This is a genomic window from Treponema sp. (genome assembly GCF_017430385.1).
Taxonomy (GTDB): domain Bacteria; phylum Spirochaetota; class Spirochaetia; order Treponematales; family Treponemataceae; genus Treponema_D.
Map to the genome: position 1 here is coordinate 1 of NZ_JAFRNB010000088.1, position 19,027 is coordinate 19,027.

General features: G+C 44.5%; 19 protein-coding genes. 6 read left to right on the forward strand and 13 right to left on the reverse strand.

Features of this window, described 5'->3' with window-relative positions; translation table 11 throughout:
• Positions 1-289: 289 nt before the first annotated feature.
• The 4 genes from IJJ71_RS05990 to IJJ71_RS06005 all read right to left on the reverse strand — a co-directional run bounded on the left by IJJ71_RS05990 (position 290) and on the right by IJJ71_RS06005 (position 5,247).
• Positions 290-1,486: an ABC transporter permease gene (locus tag IJJ71_RS05990; RefSeq protein ID WP_296845922.1), complete on the reverse strand. Its 1,197-nt coding sequence runs from the start codon at positions 1,484-1,486 to the stop codon at positions 290-292.
• Positions 1,487-1,749: 263 nt separating this feature from the next.
• Entirely contained in the window at positions 1,750-2,436 is a 687-nt protein-coding gene (locus tag IJJ71_RS05995) for an ABC transporter ATP-binding protein (protein WP_296845923.1), read from the reverse strand.
• A gap of 123 nt (positions 2,437-2,559) precedes the next feature.
• Positions 2,560-3,615, reverse strand: coding sequence for an efflux RND transporter periplasmic adaptor subunit (locus IJJ71_RS06000; protein ID WP_296845924.1), 1,056 nt, complete (start codon positions 3,613-3,615; stop codon positions 2,560-2,562).
• A gap of 114 nt (positions 3,616-3,729) precedes the next feature.
• Positions 3,730-5,247 carry a hypothetical protein gene (locus IJJ71_RS06005; RefSeq protein ID WP_296845925.1) on the reverse strand — a complete coding sequence of 506 codons (1,518 nt, stop codon included), beginning with the start codon at positions 5,245-5,247 and terminating at the stop codon, positions 3,730-3,732.
• Between the two features lie 186 nt (positions 5,248-5,433).
• Between IJJ71_RS06005 and IJJ71_RS06010 the strand changes: the two genes are divergently transcribed.
• Complete coding sequence (locus IJJ71_RS06010) at positions 5,434-6,369, forward strand: M15 family metallopeptidase (RefSeq protein ID WP_296845926.1); 936 nt, start codon at positions 5,434-5,436, stop codon at positions 6,367-6,369.
• A 216-nt stretch (positions 6,370-6,585) separates the two neighbouring features.
• On the opposite strand, the gene IJJ71_RS06015 is transcribed toward IJJ71_RS06010, so the two are convergent.
• A complete protein-coding gene (locus tag IJJ71_RS06015; protein WP_296845927.1) occupies positions 6,586-7,368 on the reverse strand; it encodes an outer membrane beta-barrel protein in 783 nt (260 codons plus the stop codon).
• 136 nt (positions 7,369-7,504) lie between these two features.
• On the opposite strand from IJJ71_RS06015, the gene IJJ71_RS06020 reads away from it, so the two are divergent.
• Positions 7,505-7,867, forward strand: a complete 363-nt coding sequence (locus IJJ71_RS06020; protein WP_296845928.1) for a helix-turn-helix domain-containing protein — start codon at positions 7,505-7,507, stop codon at positions 7,865-7,867.
• Here the strand turns inward: IJJ71_RS06020 and IJJ71_RS06025 are convergent.
• The 5 genes from IJJ71_RS06025 to folD are packed head-to-tail and all read right to left on the reverse strand — an operon-like array spanning position 7,842 to position 12,241.
• On the reverse strand, positions 7,842-8,633 hold the full coding sequence (locus IJJ71_RS06025) for a formylglycine-generating enzyme family protein (protein ID WP_296845929.1): 792 nt from the start codon (positions 8,631-8,633) through the stop codon (positions 7,842-7,844). The two genes, IJJ71_RS06020 and IJJ71_RS06025, sit on opposite strands and share 26 nt — an antisense overlap.
• Positions 8,634-8,650: 17 nt before the next feature.
• Positions 8,651-9,571 (reverse strand): GTP cyclohydrolase I FolE2, encoded by a 921-nt coding sequence (locus tag IJJ71_RS06030; RefSeq protein WP_296845930.1) that lies wholly within the window; start codon positions 9,569-9,571, stop codon positions 8,651-8,653.
• A gap of 11 nt (positions 9,572-9,582) precedes the next feature.
• The gene (locus IJJ71_RS06035; protein WP_296845931.1) at positions 9,583-10,479 is read right to left on the reverse strand and encodes a DNA-methyltransferase; all 897 of its coding nucleotides are present in this window, start codon (positions 10,477-10,479) and stop codon (positions 9,583-9,585) included.
• Positions 10,472-11,365, reverse strand: a complete 894-nt coding sequence (locus IJJ71_RS06040; RefSeq protein WP_296845932.1) for a HindIII family type II restriction endonuclease — start codon at positions 11,363-11,365, stop codon at positions 10,472-10,474. The genes IJJ71_RS06035 and IJJ71_RS06040 overlap by 8 nt, the downstream gene beginning before the upstream one ends.
• Positions 11,366-12,241, reverse strand: coding sequence for a bifunctional methylenetetrahydrofolate dehydrogenase/methenyltetrahydrofolate cyclohydrolase FolD (folD, locus tag IJJ71_RS06045; protein WP_296845933.1), 876 nt, complete (start codon positions 12,239-12,241; stop codon positions 11,366-11,368).
• Between the two features lie 98 nt (positions 12,242-12,339).
• Between folD and IJJ71_RS06050 the strand changes: the two genes are divergently transcribed.
• The 4 genes from IJJ71_RS06050 (at position 12,340) to IJJ71_RS06065 (ending at position 17,189) form a co-directional block, all read left to right on the forward strand.
• Entirely contained in the window at positions 12,340-13,017 is a 678-nt protein-coding gene (locus IJJ71_RS06050) for a TP0733 family outer membrane beta-barrel protein (RefSeq protein ID WP_296845934.1), read from the forward strand.
• A 15-nt stretch (positions 13,018-13,032) separates the two neighbouring features.
• Complete coding sequence (locus tag IJJ71_RS06055) at positions 13,033-14,187, forward strand: hypothetical protein (RefSeq protein WP_296845935.1); 1,155 nt, start codon at positions 13,033-13,035, stop codon at positions 14,185-14,187.
• 231 nt (positions 14,188-14,418) lie between these two features.
• A complete protein-coding gene (locus IJJ71_RS06060) occupies positions 14,419-14,631 on the forward strand; it encodes a hypothetical protein (RefSeq protein WP_296845936.1) in 213 nt (70 codons plus the stop codon).
• An 11-nt stretch (positions 14,632-14,642) separates the two neighbouring features.
• Positions 14,643-17,189 carry an AAA family ATPase gene (locus tag IJJ71_RS06065; protein ID WP_296845937.1) on the forward strand — a complete coding sequence of 849 codons (2,547 nt, stop codon included), beginning with the start codon at positions 14,643-14,645 and terminating at the stop codon, positions 17,187-17,189.
• Positions 17,190-17,194: 5 nt separating this feature from the next.
• Here IJJ71_RS06065 and IJJ71_RS06070 read toward each other — a convergent pair whose 3' ends face one another.
• The 3 genes from IJJ71_RS06070 to IJJ71_RS06080 form a co-directional block, all read right to left on the reverse strand.
• A complete protein-coding gene (locus tag IJJ71_RS06070; RefSeq protein ID WP_296845938.1) occupies positions 17,195-17,593 on the reverse strand; it encodes a PIN domain-containing protein in 399 nt (132 codons plus the stop codon).
• Positions 17,590-17,832 (reverse strand): hypothetical protein, encoded by a 243-nt coding sequence (locus IJJ71_RS06075; RefSeq protein ID WP_296845939.1) that lies wholly within the window; start codon positions 17,830-17,832, stop codon positions 17,590-17,592. Before IJJ71_RS06075 ends, IJJ71_RS06070 begins: the two co-directional genes overlap by 4 nt.
• A gap of 136 nt (positions 17,833-17,968) precedes the next feature.
• Positions 17,969-18,859 carry a hypothetical protein gene (locus IJJ71_RS06080; RefSeq protein ID WP_296845940.1) on the reverse strand — a complete coding sequence of 297 codons (891 nt, stop codon included), beginning with the start codon at positions 18,857-18,859 and terminating at the stop codon, positions 17,969-17,971.
• Positions 18,860-19,027 lie beyond the last annotated feature (168 nt).

Below are 19,027 nucleotides of genomic sequence, written 5' to 3' on the forward strand. Positions count from 1 at the left end.
AAAGAAGGAAAAGATTTCGCCAAAACCTACGCAGAATTGCTTTCAAACACAGGCAACATGAGCTGCGAAGATTTGTGCAAAAAAGCAGGTTTCGACATCACGCAAAAAGATTTCTGGAAACACGGAATCGAAATGTATGCGAAGGAAGTGGGGATGATGAAAGGGCTGGCGAAATAATAGGGCTTGGGGCAAAGCCCCAGGAGAATGGGGTGCGACACAACAACGTGTGGCGCAGGGGAAAGGCTTTTCCCCTTCCTATTCCATCACCGCCCGAGTCTGTGGTCGGCATCTACCCCGCCAGTGCCTCAACCGGGTCAAGTTTGCTGGCCTTAACCGCGGGGCTGAGACCAAAGAAAATGCCTACGAACACACTGAATACGAATGCCGTCACGCAGGCCGAAATTTTTATCGCGTAAGGCAAATCTTTCACAACATACTCAATCGCAAGGCTCAGGGCAGTTCCCAGCGCAATTCCGAGGATGCCGCCAAAAAGCGTGATGCTTGCGCTTTCCACCAGAAACTGGCGGCAAATTGCCAGCGGACTTGCTCCCAAAGCCTTTCTGATGCCGATTTCCTGCTTGCGCTCCGTTACCGTTACAATCATGATGTTCATGATTCCGATTCCACCGACCAGAAGCGAGATTGCCGCGATTCCTGAGAGCATGAGACTCAAAGTTCCCATCACGCTCTGAACCTGCTCAATCATCGTCTGCATCGACATGATGTTTACGCTTCCTTCTGTGCCGGATTTTTCGGTCATGTATGAGGTTAAATCGGTTACGAGCTGGGAACAATGGCTTGTGTCCGTTGCCTGAACCATCATCGTGTCAGCCGTGGGATTCGGTTTGATTTTTTTGGCATAAAATCCGCGCGGGATGTAAATTCCTGTGGTGGTGTCTTCCATGCCCGCCGACTGTTTTTTGAGAACTCCCGCAATCGTAAAGGCAAAAGGCACTTTTGAAGCAACCACTACAACGCCCTTCCCAACTGCATCGCCATCCGGGAAAAGCGAAGAAGCCACCTCGCTGCCGATAATCATCTTCTGGCTGCCCGCAACCTCGTCAGTCACAGTAAAATATTCGCCAGTATCAAGTTCCAGCTGATACATCTCAAGATAACCAGGCTCGATCGCCGTAGCATTTGAAGTCACAGTCGTGTCGCCGTAAGAAATTGCAAAACTCGTGGAATTTTTGAACCAGATTTTCTTGATATTAGGAACGCTGCCGAACAAATCCGTGCGGAGAGCCTCGTCAAACTTAATGGTCACGGCATCACGGTTACGCCGCATCCAGCCGCCCCCGCTCACGCTCACCAAATCCAGCCCAGAAGAGCCAAACTGCGCCTGAATATTCCTTGTAGAACTGGCTCCCAGACTGGTAATGATAATAACGCTGGCCACACCAATAATCACGCCCAGCAAAGAAAGCACAGTGCGAGTCTTAGAGCGAGAAAAATTTCTAAGCGAGTCAATAAAATCTTCTAACATATCAACCTCATGTGCCGCATGGAGGCGGCATAAAGCAAGTTAATCCGAAAGAATTTTGCGAAGTAAAATTCTTGTCACGACATGGATGTCGCAAAAATCTTCAAACATATCAATCTCATTTGCCGCATGGAGGCGGCATAAAGCAAATCAGCAATGGGGGAAGTCTCCCCCTCGCTACAACCGCTTCGCGTTTTCCGCTACCCCCTCTGCGGGAGTACCCGCAACGCCCCGAATTACGGACGAAGCATGCAATCAACAAGCTTCTAATTTCTGACTTCATCTCCCTGTATCTGCCCGTCCAGGATTCGAATGCAGCGTTTTGTGCTTGCTCCGATTCCTGGATCATGGGTGACGATTACGATTGTCGTGCCAGTGCTGTTGATTTCACCGAAAAGTTCAAGGACCGCACGGCCTGTCGAGCTGTCGAGCGCACCTGTCGGCTCATCGGCCAAGATTATCGCTGGCTTTGTGACTGTTGCCCGCGCGATTGCTACACGCTGCTTTTGTCCGCCGGAAAGCTCATTGGGAAGATGGTTGATTCTCTCGCTTAAGCCCACTTTTTCCAGGGCTGCCAGTGCCATATCCCGGCGGAGCGCGCGCTCAATTCCCTGATAACGGAGCGGAACCATCACATTTTCAAGAACTGTCATCGTGGGCAGCAAATGATACTGCTGAAAAACGAATCCGACCGTCTTATTACGAAGCTCGGCAAGCTCCTTTTCGCTCATCTTCGCCGTTTCTTTGCCACCGATTTTTACAATTCCGCTGGTTGGCCTGTCAAGGCAGCCAATCATGTTCATGCAGGTGGACTTGCCGGAGCCTGAAGGCCCCATAATGGATAAAAATTCTCCCTGCTCCACCGAGAACGAAATTCCCCGCAAAGCATGGACTTCCTGCTCGCCCATAGAGTAAATCTTACGCACATCTTCCATGTAAATGACCGGTTGCATCGCTATTCCCCCAAATGCCCCGCATGGAAGCGGGGTTTTAGCAAAGAGAGAAAATTCTGTTTGCCTTTAGGTGAACAGAATTTTCTCGTTGAAAACAAAAATACACGGATGTATTTTTGTTTTCTAGAAGGGTGGTGGGCCGCCCTGTGGTCTGGAGTTGTTCTTTGGCTGGGCTTTCTGGCCTTTTTTGCTCACACGCATTCGGCCGCTTTCGCCTGCGCTACTCTGCGCTTTGAGCATTTCGCCGCCACTAAGCCCCGAAAGCACGTTCACATATTCCAGCCCGTACGGCTCCACGGTGACTTCAACTCGCTTTGTATTTCCGTCACGCTCCAAAATTTCTGCGAAAGCCGTGCCCTTGTCGTGACCGATTGCGTAACGCTCGACCACAAGTTTTTGCTCCGGCTCAGTAATCTGGATTTTGCCGGTAAAGCTGAAATTCGGCAGAACTTCGGCCGGAACATCGTCTATCCGCACCTTTGCCTTTACGACTGTAGCACCACGGCTGGTCACTTCGCCAATCGCAGGGTAAGAATACAAATAGCCTGCGACTTTGCCACTGTAGGCCGGGAATGTGAAATCAACTCTCTGCCCCACTTTGAGTTTCTGCACATCGGTTTCGGCAATCTCGACATCTGCTGTGAGATAATCCGTGTTTACGAGCGTGCCGATTTTGTCTTTTGCTTCAAGATAGTCGCCCTGATTCACATCAAGAGCCGCAATCACGCCATCAAAAGTGGCCACGATTTTGCGGTTTTCGATTTTTCGGAGCAAAGAAATCCGCTGAGTCTCCATGAGTTTTAATTTGCCCGCAGTCTGATTCTGTCGGGCAACCGAAATTTCATAATCAAGGTTCGCAAGGTTGTACTGCTGCTCGCTGTCATCAAGCTGGACAATCAAATCGCCTTCCTTAACGCGGTCGCCTTCTTTTTTGTAAACGCCGACAACATCGCCGTCGTTCAAAGCCTGCAAATTCTGTGACTTGGCCGCCGCCACAGTTCCCGCAATCTGAATCGCATTTTCATAAGTTTCGGTGCGGACCCGATAAGTTTCCTGCCCCTTTGCCGCCGACTTTTCAACAGCCCGCCGCGAAACCTTAAGAATCACGGCAAGCAACACAAGCCCCAGAACCACGCCGAGAATTATTTTATGCTTTTTAGAAAGTTTCAGTTTTTTCAAACAAATCTCCTTAATTACACGCTAGGGTATGGAGCACCTTTAGTTGCCGCTTGCGGCAATGAGCGTTAGCGAAGTGCGGAACACCCGACCTGCGAAGCAGGGAGCGCCCAAGTCCTAACTTTTAACGAACATCATCTTCACATTGTTATTATAAATAATCTTCTCAACCGCGTTAATCAGAATGTTCATCTGCGCGCGATTCCGGTTGTTTTCGGCATCAAGGTAGTCGCTTTTGGTCACGCTGCCCTGTTTGAGCCAGTTGTCCATGTCATATTCGAGCTGAGAATACATGTCGTACTCTTCGGCGTAAGATTTTTCGCTCCATGCAAGGTCGCCGCGCTGGGTAAGCTTGTCCAGAACCGCCGTGTCATAATCGTCAGCCGCACTTTTCACCGTGATTTCATCGATTTTTGAATTCAGCTCGTCCTGCTTTTTATCGATTTTTGCGAGCCGCCAGATGTTGGGCTTTAAAGTGATTGCAAAAGTGTAGACCGGGGATTTTGAAGTCTGCCCCACGCTCGTGCCGTTCAGCGGAAAAAGATTCTGCCCAGTTGGGAGAGAAACGCCCGCGCTCGCTGTGATTCCCTTCCAGTCAAAGGTGATTCCGCCGTCCGCCGTGTCGTATTTTGAAGAACTTTCGTTGAAAGTGTAGCCGGCGTAAGCTCCAAGCTCCAGAGAGTAGTCCGTTTTTCGCTTCAAATCGCTGATGTATTTTGACCATTCCGCACTTTCGCTCTTTGTGTAAGCCGAAGCATCGTAAGAAAGAACATCTTCCATTTTAACGCCTGGAATTTCCATCGGAAGAAAAGCCATAACGCTCTCAAAAGCCTGATTTCCAAGCTCCTCAGCCTTTGCCAGCTCGAATTTTTCTGGGGTAAAAACCCGCTCGTATTCAGCACCGCATTTTATTGCAAAAACAGCCGTTTCTCGTTCCAGTTTCCGCAAATTTTCCGCCACATTCCGCCGGTCGCTCTGAACTTCAAGATATTTCCGTCGGTAAGAAGCACTTGTTTTGCTGTAGCCCTGAACTTCAAGAACCCGAAGCCTCAATTCATCGTCATACAAATCATCTTTTGCCGTCAAAACCTTCTGGACATAGCCGTAAAGATTTTTGAGATTGGTGTAAAATTCATTTTCAACCGTCAAAGCCTGATTTTGAACCGCCCGCTCAGCCTCAATGTATGCGCGCTCAGCCTCCAAGAGTGAAACCTTTCTTTTTAAAGGAGCCGAAGTCACAATCCCAGTGCTAACCTTGACATTTCCGTTGTCCAGAAAAGTGCCGTTCTCGTTTCCAGACTCGTAGCCGGATTTTTTTGTCATTGGAAGAGAAGCCGTAAGTTTTGTGTCGTTAAGCTGAGGAAGCCCCAGTGAAGCCGAAGGAGTGAAAGTGTATTTTGAGCCGTCCGAAGAAGACTGAATCTTGACAGTGCCAGTTGAAAGAGTCAGCTCGATTCCATTTGAAATTTTTGTGGCATCGTAAGAAAGTGCCTTGCTCTGTGCCGTAAGCGTGCATTTTTGCAGCGAAAGGTCGTTTTTGAGATAACCGAAAAGCAATGTGTGAAGATTTGACTCCGAAAACGCAAACCCCGAAAGGAACAAAAATCCGAAAGCCAAACAGCGGACTTTTTTCATGCCTCAATTTTAACAAAAACTATCGAATAATTCATTAACGGAGGAATAATTTATTGTTAGATAATAAAATTTTAATAAGAAGACAGGCCTTGCAATCCGCAGAAAGATTCCAGGAATCCTTTTTCCCGCCCGAAGAAAATTTTTTTCTCGTTTTCCTTTTCATTTTCTGCTATAATTACTGACCTAATGAAAAAGTTCCCCCTTCTCTCGATATATTTTGTCATTCTCGCATCCTTTTGCCTCCCACTCTCCGCCCAGCTTCCACCGCACGCACAATTCGCGAACAAATCATTCGTTCCAGCCGAAATCAAAGAATTCATGAATTTTTACCCCGACATCGAATACAGCGCGATTTTTGACAAAGAGCAGAACGACTGGAAAATCGACATGACCGCCGACCTGTATTTTGAGCGCACAAAAAAGCCAAAGACAAAAAAAACAGCCACATTTTATTGGGCAGATGGCCGTCTTTTACCAAAAGAAGAACTTCCGAACAAAGAAAATTACTGGGTGCTTCAATACGAATACGAAAACAAACTCCGCGACCCAAAAACTTACACCGCCGAAGAAATCGAACAGATAAAAGAATTCGGCTCGGCAGAAAATCGCAAGAGCGAGGGCGGCACACCCATGTTCTTTTTCGACTTTTTATACTCGGCACAATCCCAGAAAATCATCGAAGACCATATCATCAAGACGAAATTTTTAGGCAAAGCCACCCGAATCCACGAAAGAATCTGGACTCCGCTCAAAAATGTAGAAAAGAAAATCCTCGCGCAAAAAGACACGCCCGAAATCAAGGCATTCCTCGCAAACCTGAAATCCTGCGATGCCTACCACTGGCGCGAAATCGTGCAGACATCCCGAAAATCCTTCCATTCCTACGGAATCGCCGTGGACATCCTGCCAAAACGCCTGAACCGCAAGGCAATTTACTGGAGCTGGGAAAAAGACCGACTCGGCGACAAATGGATGCTGGTTCCGCTAGAAAAACGCTGGATGCCACCCGCCGAAGTCCGAAAAATCTTCGAAGAAGAAGGCTTCATCTGGGGCGGCTACTGGGTCATCTTCGACAACATGCACTTCGAGTACCACCCGGAACTTATAAAAATGAGCAATTAGAAATGAAAAATTAGAAATTGGACGCTCCCGCCACTTCGTGTCGGTCGGGCTATTCGTAAGTCATAAAAAGCCCTGCACGGATGCAGGAAAAAAGCAGAGAGAGAAAATTCTGTTTGCCGTTAGGTGAACAGAATTTTCTCGTAGAAACAAAAAATACAAGGAGGTATTTTTTGTTTCAGCTATCCCTAGCGTGTGAAAGCGAAGCAAGATGTGAAATTATCTGACTGTGTAGCGATAGCCTAACGATAACAAAAATACTGAACGGCGCGCAACTTCGTCACCATCAATCTTGAGCTTGTTGAAATCAGCCATATAGCGGGTATTAAAGATGAGGGCAGAAGTTTTTGTGAAATTTAGCGCAAAATCAGCACCAATCGCCAGTCCGATAAAAGCAAAGTTGTTTATTTTATTTTTTTCTTCGCAATCGGTTTTGAAAGTTTTTCCAGCTGCTTTTATTGTCACATCATACTCTTCTTTGCATTTTCCTAATGGGAAAGAAAGATAAAGGCCGCCGTGCGGAATGAACTCAAAAAAGCCGCCTTTGTTCACGGTATATGTTACAAGCACTGGAAGTTCCATTGTCGTGTATGAAATTTTGTCTTTGGCTTCCAGCGATACGCTTCCAACTCCGAAAATAGAAGTCTTTGACTCGGCGTTAATTTCTGTTCCGTTATTGAACAAAAATCCTATTTCGCCCTGAATTCCGAGCGCGGGAACCTGCGGAAAACTGTAATTTCCCCAGAATGCGAATCCGCCCATGCCCGTGGTGTCATTGTCAACCGAATATGATGCATTTTGAGTTCCCAAAGAATCGCTCAATATTGCCGCAAGTTCATTTCCCAATTCATGCTTTTGGCTGTCTGTAATATCCAGCATACTCGCACCAAACGAGGCACGAACACCAAAAGACATCTGTTTTAAAACATCCTGTGAGACTTGAGCTACCGCCGCAGAAGCAAGCAAGATTCCAAACGCAACCAAAGATACAATTTTTTTCATAATAAGCAACTCCTTGTGGTGTAAAGATTCGCGTATTAAAATCTTAAAATACGCTAATTTAACAATTAAAATTAGAATAGCACAGTTCCGACAATCGAGCAACTAGGATTACGCAGTTTCGCGTATTATCATTTTCATGAGTTTTAGAGAAAATCTGAAATCAGAGTTGTCTTTCCGTGGTATTTTGGTAAAAGAACTTTCTTTAAAAACAGGAATCAATAAACGAACTCTCGACAATTATCTCCGAGAAAAAGGCAATATTCCTCCGGCCGACATCGCCGTAAAAATCGCTGATGCCCTAAATGTTTCCGTAGAATTCTTAGTTACAGGAACAGAAAAACGCCCGAATCTTGAAACTTCCGAAATTTTCCCCGCTGACATCCGGCAAATAGCCAAAAAACTTTCAGGGATGACAGAAAATGAGAAAAGTCTTGTGCGAGCACTTGTGGATGAAATCGTTCGCCAAACTTCCCCTATCGCAAATTCCGCACAATCCTGAATCCAAAACTGAAATACGAATAGCATGGCTGAGAGCGCGAGCCGTAGTGATGACCGGTGAATTTGATTTCGCACAGTTCTTTGCCGCTTGCCGCTGAACCGCCTTTGTGAACCCGGTAATAATTTGAGTCTTCTTTGAAGCGATCCCAGCACCATTCCCAGAGATTTCCGCTCATGTCATAAAGGCCGTAGCCGTTCGGTGCTTTGGTGGCAGCTTCGTGGGATTTGTATTCACTGTTGTCCTTGAACCATGCAACTTCGTCCGGATTGTCGCTGCCTGAATATTTAAAATCTTGCCCACCTTTTGCCGCATATTCCCATTCTTCTACAGTCGGGAGCCTGAATCCGTCTGCCCTTGTGTGCTGAATCACTTCCCCGCTGATTGCGCTTCCTCCATGCGGAGAATAATCCCAGTCGTCAGGATTTGCGCTTCCGTTCACGCTGTAAACCGGAGTTTTGCCGAGAAGCAGGCTGAGTTTGTTGCAGAAAACAATGCAGTCGTACCAGCTCACCGTGTTCACCGGGAAATTTCCTTCCGCATAAGAGCTTGGATTTTCGCCCATTACGATTTCATAGACTTCGCAGGTGACTTCCGTTTTACCCATCGCGTATTTTTTGCCAGGGATTTCAATCATCTCAAAAGATGCGGAGAGTTTCTCCTCTTCGGTGGCAGCCTCAACGATAAATCTTTCAGATTTGCCCTCCGAAAAAGCAAAACCAGCGAGGAAAAAACTCAATACAATAGAAAGAAGTTCAGTTTTTTTCATCGATTCCCGCGATACAATTATTCTCCATATTCCGCATAAGCATACGCGTTGTGATAGTGTATGCTTTCTTCTGTCTCAGCTTCGACCGTGAACCATTTGAAGTCCATTTTCTTTAAGCCAAGATAAACTTCGCGAACGACATCCTCAACAAAGCGCGGATTGTCATAAGCATGTTCCGTAACAAATTTCTCGTCCTGTCTTTTCAAAACCGAATAAAGCGGAGTCGATGCACATTCCTCAATCATAGAAATCACATCTTCAATCCAGAAAAATTTGCTGTAAAGCACCTTCACTTTCACAAACCCGCGCTGATTGTGCGCTCCATACTCAGAAATAGCCTTAGAACAAGGGCAAAGGGTCGCAATCGGCACCTTGATTGAAATGAAGAAGCGGGCGTTGCGGGCGGCGTTTGAGCCCGCAGAGGGGGTAGCGGAAATACCCGAACGGAGCGGAGAAGGCAGAGCTTGCTCGGACTTCTCCGGCGTAGTGAGTGGTATTGGAGCGAGGGGGAGACTTCCCCCTTCCCCTTTGCTAACTGCTAATTGCTCACTCCTAACCGTAACCTCCCCCTCGTACGAGCAGGTGTATTCCATGAGGCCGGCAGATTTTGAAACCGGGGCAGATTTTTCGATAAAGTAAGGAAATGTGATTCGCCCGAAAGCCCGCTCCGCATCCAGCTTGGCACGGATTTCTTCGAGCATTTCAAGAAAATTGTTCATCGAAATGTCGTTGTGGTGCTTGTGGAATACTTCGATAAAGCGGCTCATGTGAGTGCCCTTGAAATTATGCGGCAAATTAACAAAAAGATTTACCGTGCCAGTGGTGGTCTGAGTCTTGCGGCTCTTATCCAGAACCTGAATCGGGTAGCGGACATTTTTAACGCCGACTTTCTGCAGAGGAACTTCGCGTGTATCTTGGGTTGCCTGAATATCTATCATAAATGCCTATTTTATTGATTAAGTCGTTTTAAAATATTGTCATAATATATTGGATTTATCTCAAATCCAATATAATCTCTGTTAAGATTTTTTGCTGCAACCAATGTTGTTCCACAACCACAGAATGGGTCTAAAACAGTTTGACCTTCTAAAGTCACCATTTTTATCAATATCTCCATTAAGTTTACAGCTTTTTGTGTTGGATGCAAGCCTCTGTCAGATTTTTGAGTTTTGACTTTCAGTATATTTGAACAAACTTCCAACCCTTCATTCAGTGTTTCGGAAGTTTTTAGTGCATATTCATTATATCCGCCCAAATTGTAATTGAGAATATTATCTGTCAATGTTGTTCCGATTGGATAAGGTTTCATAAACCACAAGATGGGCTCGAAAAGGGGGCGAAGATTACCAACTTTCCAACCTGACCATTTTTGGGAATTCTCAAAATCATTTCTTCTGTCAAAGACACAACTAACCCTCTGTGCACGATATGCAGCGGCATCTTTTTCCCAAGAAATCATATCCTTAAAAATGAAACCAGAATCTTCAAGAGCACAAATACAACGATGTGCCATTCTTCTTCCAGCAAATATAAAACAACTTGCCCCGGGCTTCAAAACCCTGTACCAATCACCAGCCCAAGACTTACACCAATCATAATACTCTTGCGGTATATTCTTGTCAGCCTCTGACCAACCATTCAGAGGTTTTCCACGTTTCTTGAAAATTCCATGTGCTTGTTTTTCAATAGGATTTTCTTTAAGTAAAGCTGAATTTGTATTAGAGTGAAGAACATCCCAATCATCATAGTTAATTCCATAAGGAATATCAGAGAGAATTAAATGAATTGTTTCGTCTCCAATCGTCTTTATAAGCTGGATTGAATCTCCAAGCTCCACTCTATTCATCTTTTTCCCCTAAAGAAGAAATATAATCTGTGATGACTGAAATTTTCTCTTCAAGTTTCGTTTCTTTTATAAGCTCGTTAATTGCCTGATCTTTTGTATAATTCCTGATATTGTCAAGTTTTTCCACACAACATTTTATTTCATCATGAGCTCGATTTATTATCACATATTTATACGAATCAAGAATCTTATAAAACTCTGGCAAGTCAATATTAAGTTTTGCTGCAATAAATTCATTTACTTTTGGCAAAAAACAATTTTTTGCATTTTTATATGCAAAAGTCGAATCACGAGAAATTCTTGTCGAACTTTGCCAGATTGATTCTAAAGAGAAATTCTCATTTTCCTTTTTATTTTGCTCAAGCAAAATCGAAATATGCTCCCAAGATAAAAGACACACATCTTTATCAAGTGCTGTCTTATAAATCTGACTTTCTTCTTTTGGATATTGAAAATAAGGCGAAACTAAAACAGCATGTTCATGGTCTGCACCTCTCCAATCGCTCAACGCTGCAACTTTGAAATCTTTTTGATTTTTTGCAGTTCTGCTTAAACGAAAGCATTTTGCATCAGCAACAAGGCTATATCCATGATAAAAACTTTTCGCAACAACATCCGCACTGTCACCACGCTCAGAAATTGCACGAGAATCCATACCCAAAAGTCTAAAACACTTTGCAAGAATTATATCGGACGCTTTTGAGAATAATTTTTCTTCTGAGGAACTTGCTTTTACATTTTCAGGAATCGTACCAATATTTTTTACGATATTTTTTATAGCAGTGTTATCCAAAGAATCTACATACTCGGAAAGTTTCTGAGTTTGGTCTAAGAATTTACCTGTTTTAGAAATTTCGAATAATTTATCTAAAAAAGCATTAAACATTTATTTTACCGTATTCTCCGCAGCTTCCAATGTGTTATACATAAGCATCGCGATTGTCATTGGTCCTACTCCGCCCGGAACCGGCGTGATGTAGCTGGCTTTTTCCTTAATCTCATCGAAGTCACAGTCACCAATCAGGCGGAAGCCGCTTTTTTTGCTTGCGTCCGGGATTCGGTTTACGCCAACGTCGATTACAACGGCTCCTTCTTTTACCATGTCGCTTGTCACTGTGTGCGGGTGGCCGCTTGCAACGATTAAAATGTCTGCCTGACGGGTGATTTCTGCCATATTTTTGGTTCCTGTGTGGCAGATTGTAACAGTGCAGTTTGTTTCTTTACGGGCAAGAAGAAGTGATACCGGCTTTCCGACGATGTTGCTTCGGCCAATTACAACGGCGTGCTTTCCGCTTGTTTCGATTCCCATGCGCTCAAGCAAAACGATGATTCCGTGCGGTGTGCAAGGAAGGAATGCTTTTTTTCCGATTACGAGATTGCCGACATTAACCGGATGGAAGCCGTCAACATCTTTTTCCGGTGAAATTGCCATGATGATTTTGTCTTCGTTGATATGTTTTGGAAGAGGGAGCTGAACGAGGATTCCGTGAACAGTGTCGTCCCGGTTGAGCTTTTCGATAAGCGCGAGCAAATCAGCCTCGGTTGTATTCTCCGGCAAAACTTCGCTTCGGTCGGCCATTCCTGCCTCAGCGAGTGCCTTTCGCTTTCCTGTGACATAGCTCACGCTCGCAGGATTTTCACCGACAAGCACTACCGCAAGACAAGGCGTAATTCCTTTTGCCTTCAATGCCGCAACCTTTTCGGCGACTCCAGCCCGAACATCCAAAGCAATCTGCTTTCCATCGATAATCTGCGCGCTCATTTGTAACCTCTTCTGAACTTTTTTCTTTATTCTATATAATTGAAAATATACCGTATTTTCATTAGAATTACTATCTATTTTATAATACACGAGGATTTATGAAACGCTTTCTTGCGCTTTTCTGTGCGCTTTTTATGATTTCAGGTTTCGCTTTTGCGGACGACGATGCAGAAATTAACACAAATGAAGACATCGATCAGGAGCAGCCAATGCCTGATGAAGTCCCTCAAGATGAAGATGGCGAAGAAAATGATGTCGCAATCAAAACTTCTCTCAATCTCAACGAGGCTGGCGACCAGTTCATCAAAATCGGTCTTATGGTAACTTTCCCGCTCAACTTCGGCGGAAATTTCCCAGGCTACCGTGACGGCAAACTTTCCACAGGTGGTGCCGGTATGCTCGGTTATCATCGTTTCCTCACAAGTTGGTGGGCAGTCGGTCTTGATGTTCATTTCGGCTATCACCCAACGATTGGCGAAAACATCTTCACATACATTCCGTTCGTCATCAACACAACGATTCAGCCGACTTTCAAGCGATTTGAATTCCCTATCACGCTTGGCGTTGGTGCGGCAATGGAAAACTATCTCAGCCGTACATATTTCCCAGGCCTCATCCTCAAAGGACAGGCTGGCGCGTTCTTCAGGGCAACTCCTAGCTGGTCATTCGGTCTTGAAGGCGATTACATGTACATGCCGCAGTGGTATGACGATTCTCAATACAATGATTACGGACTTTTCGGCTCTGTGGTTATTTCCGCAAGGTATCACTTCTAATTTTAGGAAATTACAATGAAAAGATATAATTCAAGAATCAAGATTTTATTCTCGGCTTTGCTGGCAGTTACCGCCGCTTCAATTTTTTCTGCATGTGATGGAGTTGTTTTCCACGACATTCGCAAGGAAGTAAAGCTCGAAAAAGCTAAAATTTCCGGCGACATTCATAATATCGTCAGGCTCAAATACAACGGAGTCGAGCATGTCTTCGCATCAAACGGCACAATCTACTACCGAAGCGTAAATGCCGACACCAATCTCGGAACAGTCACTATCGACAGCAAAATCGACTGGAATGACGATTTGCCAAATCCTGACGACCATGTTTTCTCTCTTGCAGCCGACACAAAATATCTTTACGCCGCAACAATCGAAATCGTAAAAGACGATGACGGCTACAATGTTCCAAAATCACGCTCACTCTGGTGCTTTGACCCAGATTCAAAAGCATGGAAGATTATCTATACCTCAAACTATTCCTCTGTCACGACTTTTATTCTTTTCTGCACAAACACGCCAAAACCAGAAAACAGAAAAGCATATTTCAGATACGGAACCACAGTTTGGGAACTTTCTGGAACTACAGTGCTTACAGCCGACAACAAAATGGATGCAAAAGAAAAGCTTGCATCAGGTGAAACACTCGCTTCTTTTGACAACACGACTACGCCAACCTACGCTACAAAATCATGTGCATTTTTCAAGGATGCCGTCTATTTCAGTTCTTCAGATGCAATGACAACAAACGAAACTTCTAATAAAGATGCAACTTATATTTACAGGTCCCTTGCAGACAACATCATTTATTCAACAGATGCAACATCATGGACTATGGTCAACTTGAATCACAAATCAATTCTCTCAATCGCCTTGACAGCAAACTATCTTCTTGCCGGAACCACTGGCGGCATTATCCACACACCGTTAAAAGCTGATTCAAACAAAATCGTCGCAATTCCAGCTGCCGGTCATGTAGATTTCTCAACAAATGCCGATGCAGCCCTTTCATCTTACTACGATGTTCAGGCCATTCTTGTTGTCAATCCATCAAACGACGAAACAGCAGCCACAATTTTTGCAACAGCCGAAACATCAAGCACCTCAGCCTCTCTCAACAATGTAGGCTTGTGGTCATACTTCTCAAGCAGAAACGAGTGGAACCGAGAGTAGTTAGAAGTTAGCAGGTAGCAGTGAGCACTTGGGGCACCACCTGCTTCGCAGGTCGGGTGTTCCGCCCTTCGCTCACGCTCATAGCCTACGGCTACTTCGGGGCTACATACCCTGGTGCATGAAAGCAAAACAGTAAGCCGCTCGCCTCACTTCGTTGCATTTTTTCGTTTTTCGTTTTCCACTCTCCACTTTCCATTTTCCACTTTCCACTTTCTATGCTATAATCTCCTCATGGCGGATTTATTTGATTCCTCAAAAGCAGAAAAACAACCTCTTGCGGCTCGGATGCCTTCAAAGAAAAGGCCTCCTGCCTTTTCTTTTTCGCGAGTTTTTTCCTTCGTAAAAAACTCGGGCAATTTCCTGGCTTTTTGGGGCAGCGCCATCCGTGGCGCAATTTACGACAAGCGTTTTTCTGGCTTTGCAAATTTCGCGGCCGTTGCCTAAAGGAGATTTAGATGCCTGATTTATTCGACACAAGCAAACAGGAAAAACAGCCTCTCGCAGCCAGAATGAGACCACGAAATTTGGATGAATACATCGGCCAGGATCATATCGTTGGCAAGGGGCGGCTTTTGCGGCGCGCGATTGCGGCTGACCAGCTCACTTCCGTCATTTTTTATGGTCCGCCGGGAACAGGAAAGACAACCCTCGCCCGCGTTATCGCAAATCACACAAAATCAAATTTTATCACACTGAACGCCGTTCTCACTGGAGTGGCCGACATACGAAACGCAATCAAAACTGCGGACGATTTTTATAAGCTATATAATAGAAGAACAATTCTTTTTGTTGACGAAGTTCACCGATGGAACAAAGCTCAGCAGGACGCGCTTTTGCCCTGGGTCGAAAACGGCACGATTATTCTGATTGGAGCCACCACAGAAAATCCATTTTTTGAAGTAAACAAAGCACTTGTAAGCCGAAGCCGGGTTTTTCAGCTCAAAGCTCTCACAAAAGAAGATTTGACAAAAGCGGCTCAAATGGCACTCACTGATGTTGAGCGCGGCTACGGTCACTGGAAAGTCGAATTTGAAAAAGGCGCGTTGGAGCATCTTGTTGATACAGCCAACGGAGACGCACGAAGTTTGCTCAACGCACTGGAACTTGCCGTTGAAACCACGCCCGAAAAATGGAATCCCGAAGCAAGAATCCCGGAGCCTGCCTGGGGAAGTACGATTTACATCTCAAAAGAAACTGCCGAAGAGTCGATTCAGAAAAAAGTCGTGCTTTATGACCGAGACGGAGACTATCACTACGACATAATTTCGGCTTTCATAAAATCTTTGCGCGGGCGCGACCCGGATGCGGCAATGTACTGGCTTGCCCGCATGATTCGTGCTGGCGAAGATCCGCATTTTATTTTCCGCCGAATGTTGATTTCTGCCTGCGAGGACACAGGCCTGGCAGATCCTTACGCGCTCGGAGTCGTAACGAGCTGTGCCGATGCTTTTGACCGCGTTGGCTTGCCCGAAGGCCGCTATCATTTGGCACACGCCGCTCTTTATCTTGCCACAGCTCCAAAATCAAATTCTTCAATGGCATTTTTTGACGCTCTCGCCTCAGTCGAAAAAGAAGATGTCGAAGTTCCAAACCACTTACGCGATTCAAGCCGCGATGCAGAAGGTTTCGGGCACGGAGACGGATATTTGTACCCGCACGCCTACCGCGATCACTGGGTTGCTCAGCAATATTTGCCCACGGAGCTTGTCGGCCGGGTTTTCTACACGCCGAGCACACAGGGCTACGAAGCAAAAATCCGCGACGATGTTCTGAGCCGCCGGGAAATGCAAATTTCTTCTATATTAGAGCACATTGAACCAGAAAAGCCGGACACTGGGGCAAGCTGCGGAATGCACCCGCTCCCCCATTTTTCAAGCGATTACGAAAATCCGATTGGCGAATGGTGGATTAACAAAAATTTCAATCAGAACAATACGGTCAAATCCGAAAATCTCACTTTTACGCCCAAAGATGAACGCAAGGAAAACGCGCTTGACCGCGCCGATAAATCATGGCGGAGCCGCCTGGACTCAAACCGAGCCGAAGTTTTGCTTTCAATCCGCGATGCAATGACAAACCTTGCAAAGCTCACCCGCCACACACGAAGTCTTGTCTGGAACGCCGATGACGGGCTTTTACTTTGGGATGTAAGCCGAAAAACACCCGAAGGTGTTACCGCGGGAATCTGCCGCAGCGAAAAAGGCAAGGAAATTATGGAGCAGTACGGCCGCACCTTGGACGACCTTGACCGCCCGATTCTTTCAGTACGACCACAAACGAGCGAAAATTATCTTTCAAACGATAATTTCAAAGCAATTCTCGAAGATTTTTCAAAAAAGGACATTATCTTCGACAGAATTTTCTTCCGCGACCCGTTCACAAGCCAGGACTCGGCGGATGTTCTGGCATATTCTTTGAATGAGGTTCTGAATCAGGCTCAGAATGCCGAAATCCACAGATTTGCACAGATTTCCACAGATTCAAACGGCTTGTCTTCCAATGCACAAAATGACGGTACAAACTCTCTTTTGTCCAAAGACTTTTCAGTCATCATCTCCCAGCGAATTCCCTGCCACGGACAGAGAATCAGCGATTTGGTGCGAAATCAGATTCTAAGTGGCAACATGAGCGAGTTTCCGCAAAAGTTTGAATATATATTGAAGAAAATGGAACTTGCTGAAAATGAATTCTTTGGCGACAAGGAAAATCCGCTTTTCAACTGGAACGCAGACACAATTGCCGAAAGCTTTAAAAAATATGGATTTGAGGTAAAATCAGCATCAAAAATCGTGACCGAAAAACGCCGCATATCCGAATCTGAAATCAGCAAATGGTTCGATTCAGAAAATTCTGCATACGGCACGGCTCTTTCTTCCGCAGTCGGCAACGAAGACATGGAGCGAATCAAAAATCTTCTCGTTACCGCAAGCCAGAAAACGCTCTTCAATTGGAACACGGAAATTGAATTCTTGAAAGTGGAAAACGGACCAAAGATTTCATAAAACTTTTAATTCCACACTTCAATTTTCAAATCTTTGATTCTTCCTAAATGCTGTTCATTGTTTGTAATAAGTACAGCCTCACTTTCAAGAGCAGTTGCACCGATGAAAATATCATCATCTTCAATCATGTCGCCAGAGTTTTTTAAGTCGGCATAAATCTGAGATGCTAAATCAAGCGTTGAACTTTTTAGTTCTACAATACCTATCTGTTTTACGAAATTCAAAAATCTTGTAAGTTTCGTAGTTGCTCCGCTTGCAAGAAGACCTCTTTTTATTTCATAGTAGGCAACACTCGGAATTCCAAATTGATTATCTTCTTCTACAAGTTCTTCAAGTTTTTTAAGTACAGTTGCATTTCCTTTGAGAAGATAACTTATAATGTTCGTGTCCAAGAAGTATGTCATATCTCAACATCCTTGAATTTTATGCCAGATTTTATGGAGTCGTTTACGGCTGTCGCTTCTTCTTCTGAAAGCATGCCGAATACAGAATGAAAAGCCTCTAGTTTGCTTTCAATCCGTTCTCTTTTAGCATCTGAAAAATCACTGTTAGGAATATGAATAAAAACTTTCTGTTGTGGTTTTAAATGCACTGGCTCAAGTGGACGTACTGCAGTTCCATCAAAATACCCTTCAATCGTCATATTTTGCCCCCTTCTCGAGAATCTGATTATATTATAACACAATTTTGGGGAATTGGATTAAGTTTTTAACTTATTGACAGAGAAATAAAAATGAAAAACCGCTGTTCTGGATATGCCAGCGACAGCGGTAATTTTTTTAGCGTGCACAAAGATTTGGATTGTATGGTAGTTGAATTTCTTTTCCACCTCGCACAATTCCGTATATCGGATGACCTAAATTATCCGTCCCTGTCGGGTCTACCCAGTACATTGTGCCGTCTGTAGCCTGTACCCAGAGCCATGCATGACGTGTTGCACCATCGTGTGCGTGAATGTGATTATGGCTAAATATGACAACTGGAGTTTGATTGATGGTCATATCCGCCTTTTCGCCTTTTGATGCGATTCGATATGTAATAATGTCATGTGCATCCTCGAATGTTCCTACCATATAGAAATTTGAAATTCGTGGTGAATACTCATTTTTATGGTCTCTTAACTCACGGTAGGCAAAATCAGCGTAATCAAAACAAATTCCCTCGAATAATTCCGTACCTTTTGATGCCATTCCATCATTGCTTGCAAGATAGTGCTTTATAAAGCTGGTTTTATAGTAATCAACCGGATTTTCTGCACGGAAATCACCTGCATACGCCATATCATAGATTCCTTTGCATGCAATTTTTACGGCAAGCCACTGGATTTGTGCTGTCAAAGTTTCATCATAATAATATTCTTCATTGCCAATCGGAGCAACAGGATTCAAATCACGGTCAGAATCTGGAATTGAACTTGGATTATACGGCGTAATTTTTGCAGGTTTTAATTTTGGAGGAATGATTTTCGGGTACATTTCGCGCGGAATAAATACAACCTCATAACCTATTTCTCCAACATGCCTTTTCTGTTCCTCTTTTTTACCGCGAAGAGCGACCAAATCCTCTGGCGTAGAAAATCTCAGCCAATACACACCATTTGCATCTTCATAACATGCAGATGCATAGCCATTTACTGAAATGCAGGCACCCAAATCTCCTAATTCTTCCACTTTATAGTAGGAAACTGTAAAAAGTTCTTTTTCATAAATTGCAATAACAACTTGAAACAACAAATTTGTTAAGCTGTTTTTCTATAAATTTTATCTAACTCAGCTTCAAATAGTTGAGCTGGAGTTTTATAACCCAATATTTTTCTAGGAAGATTGTTCATCCAGTCT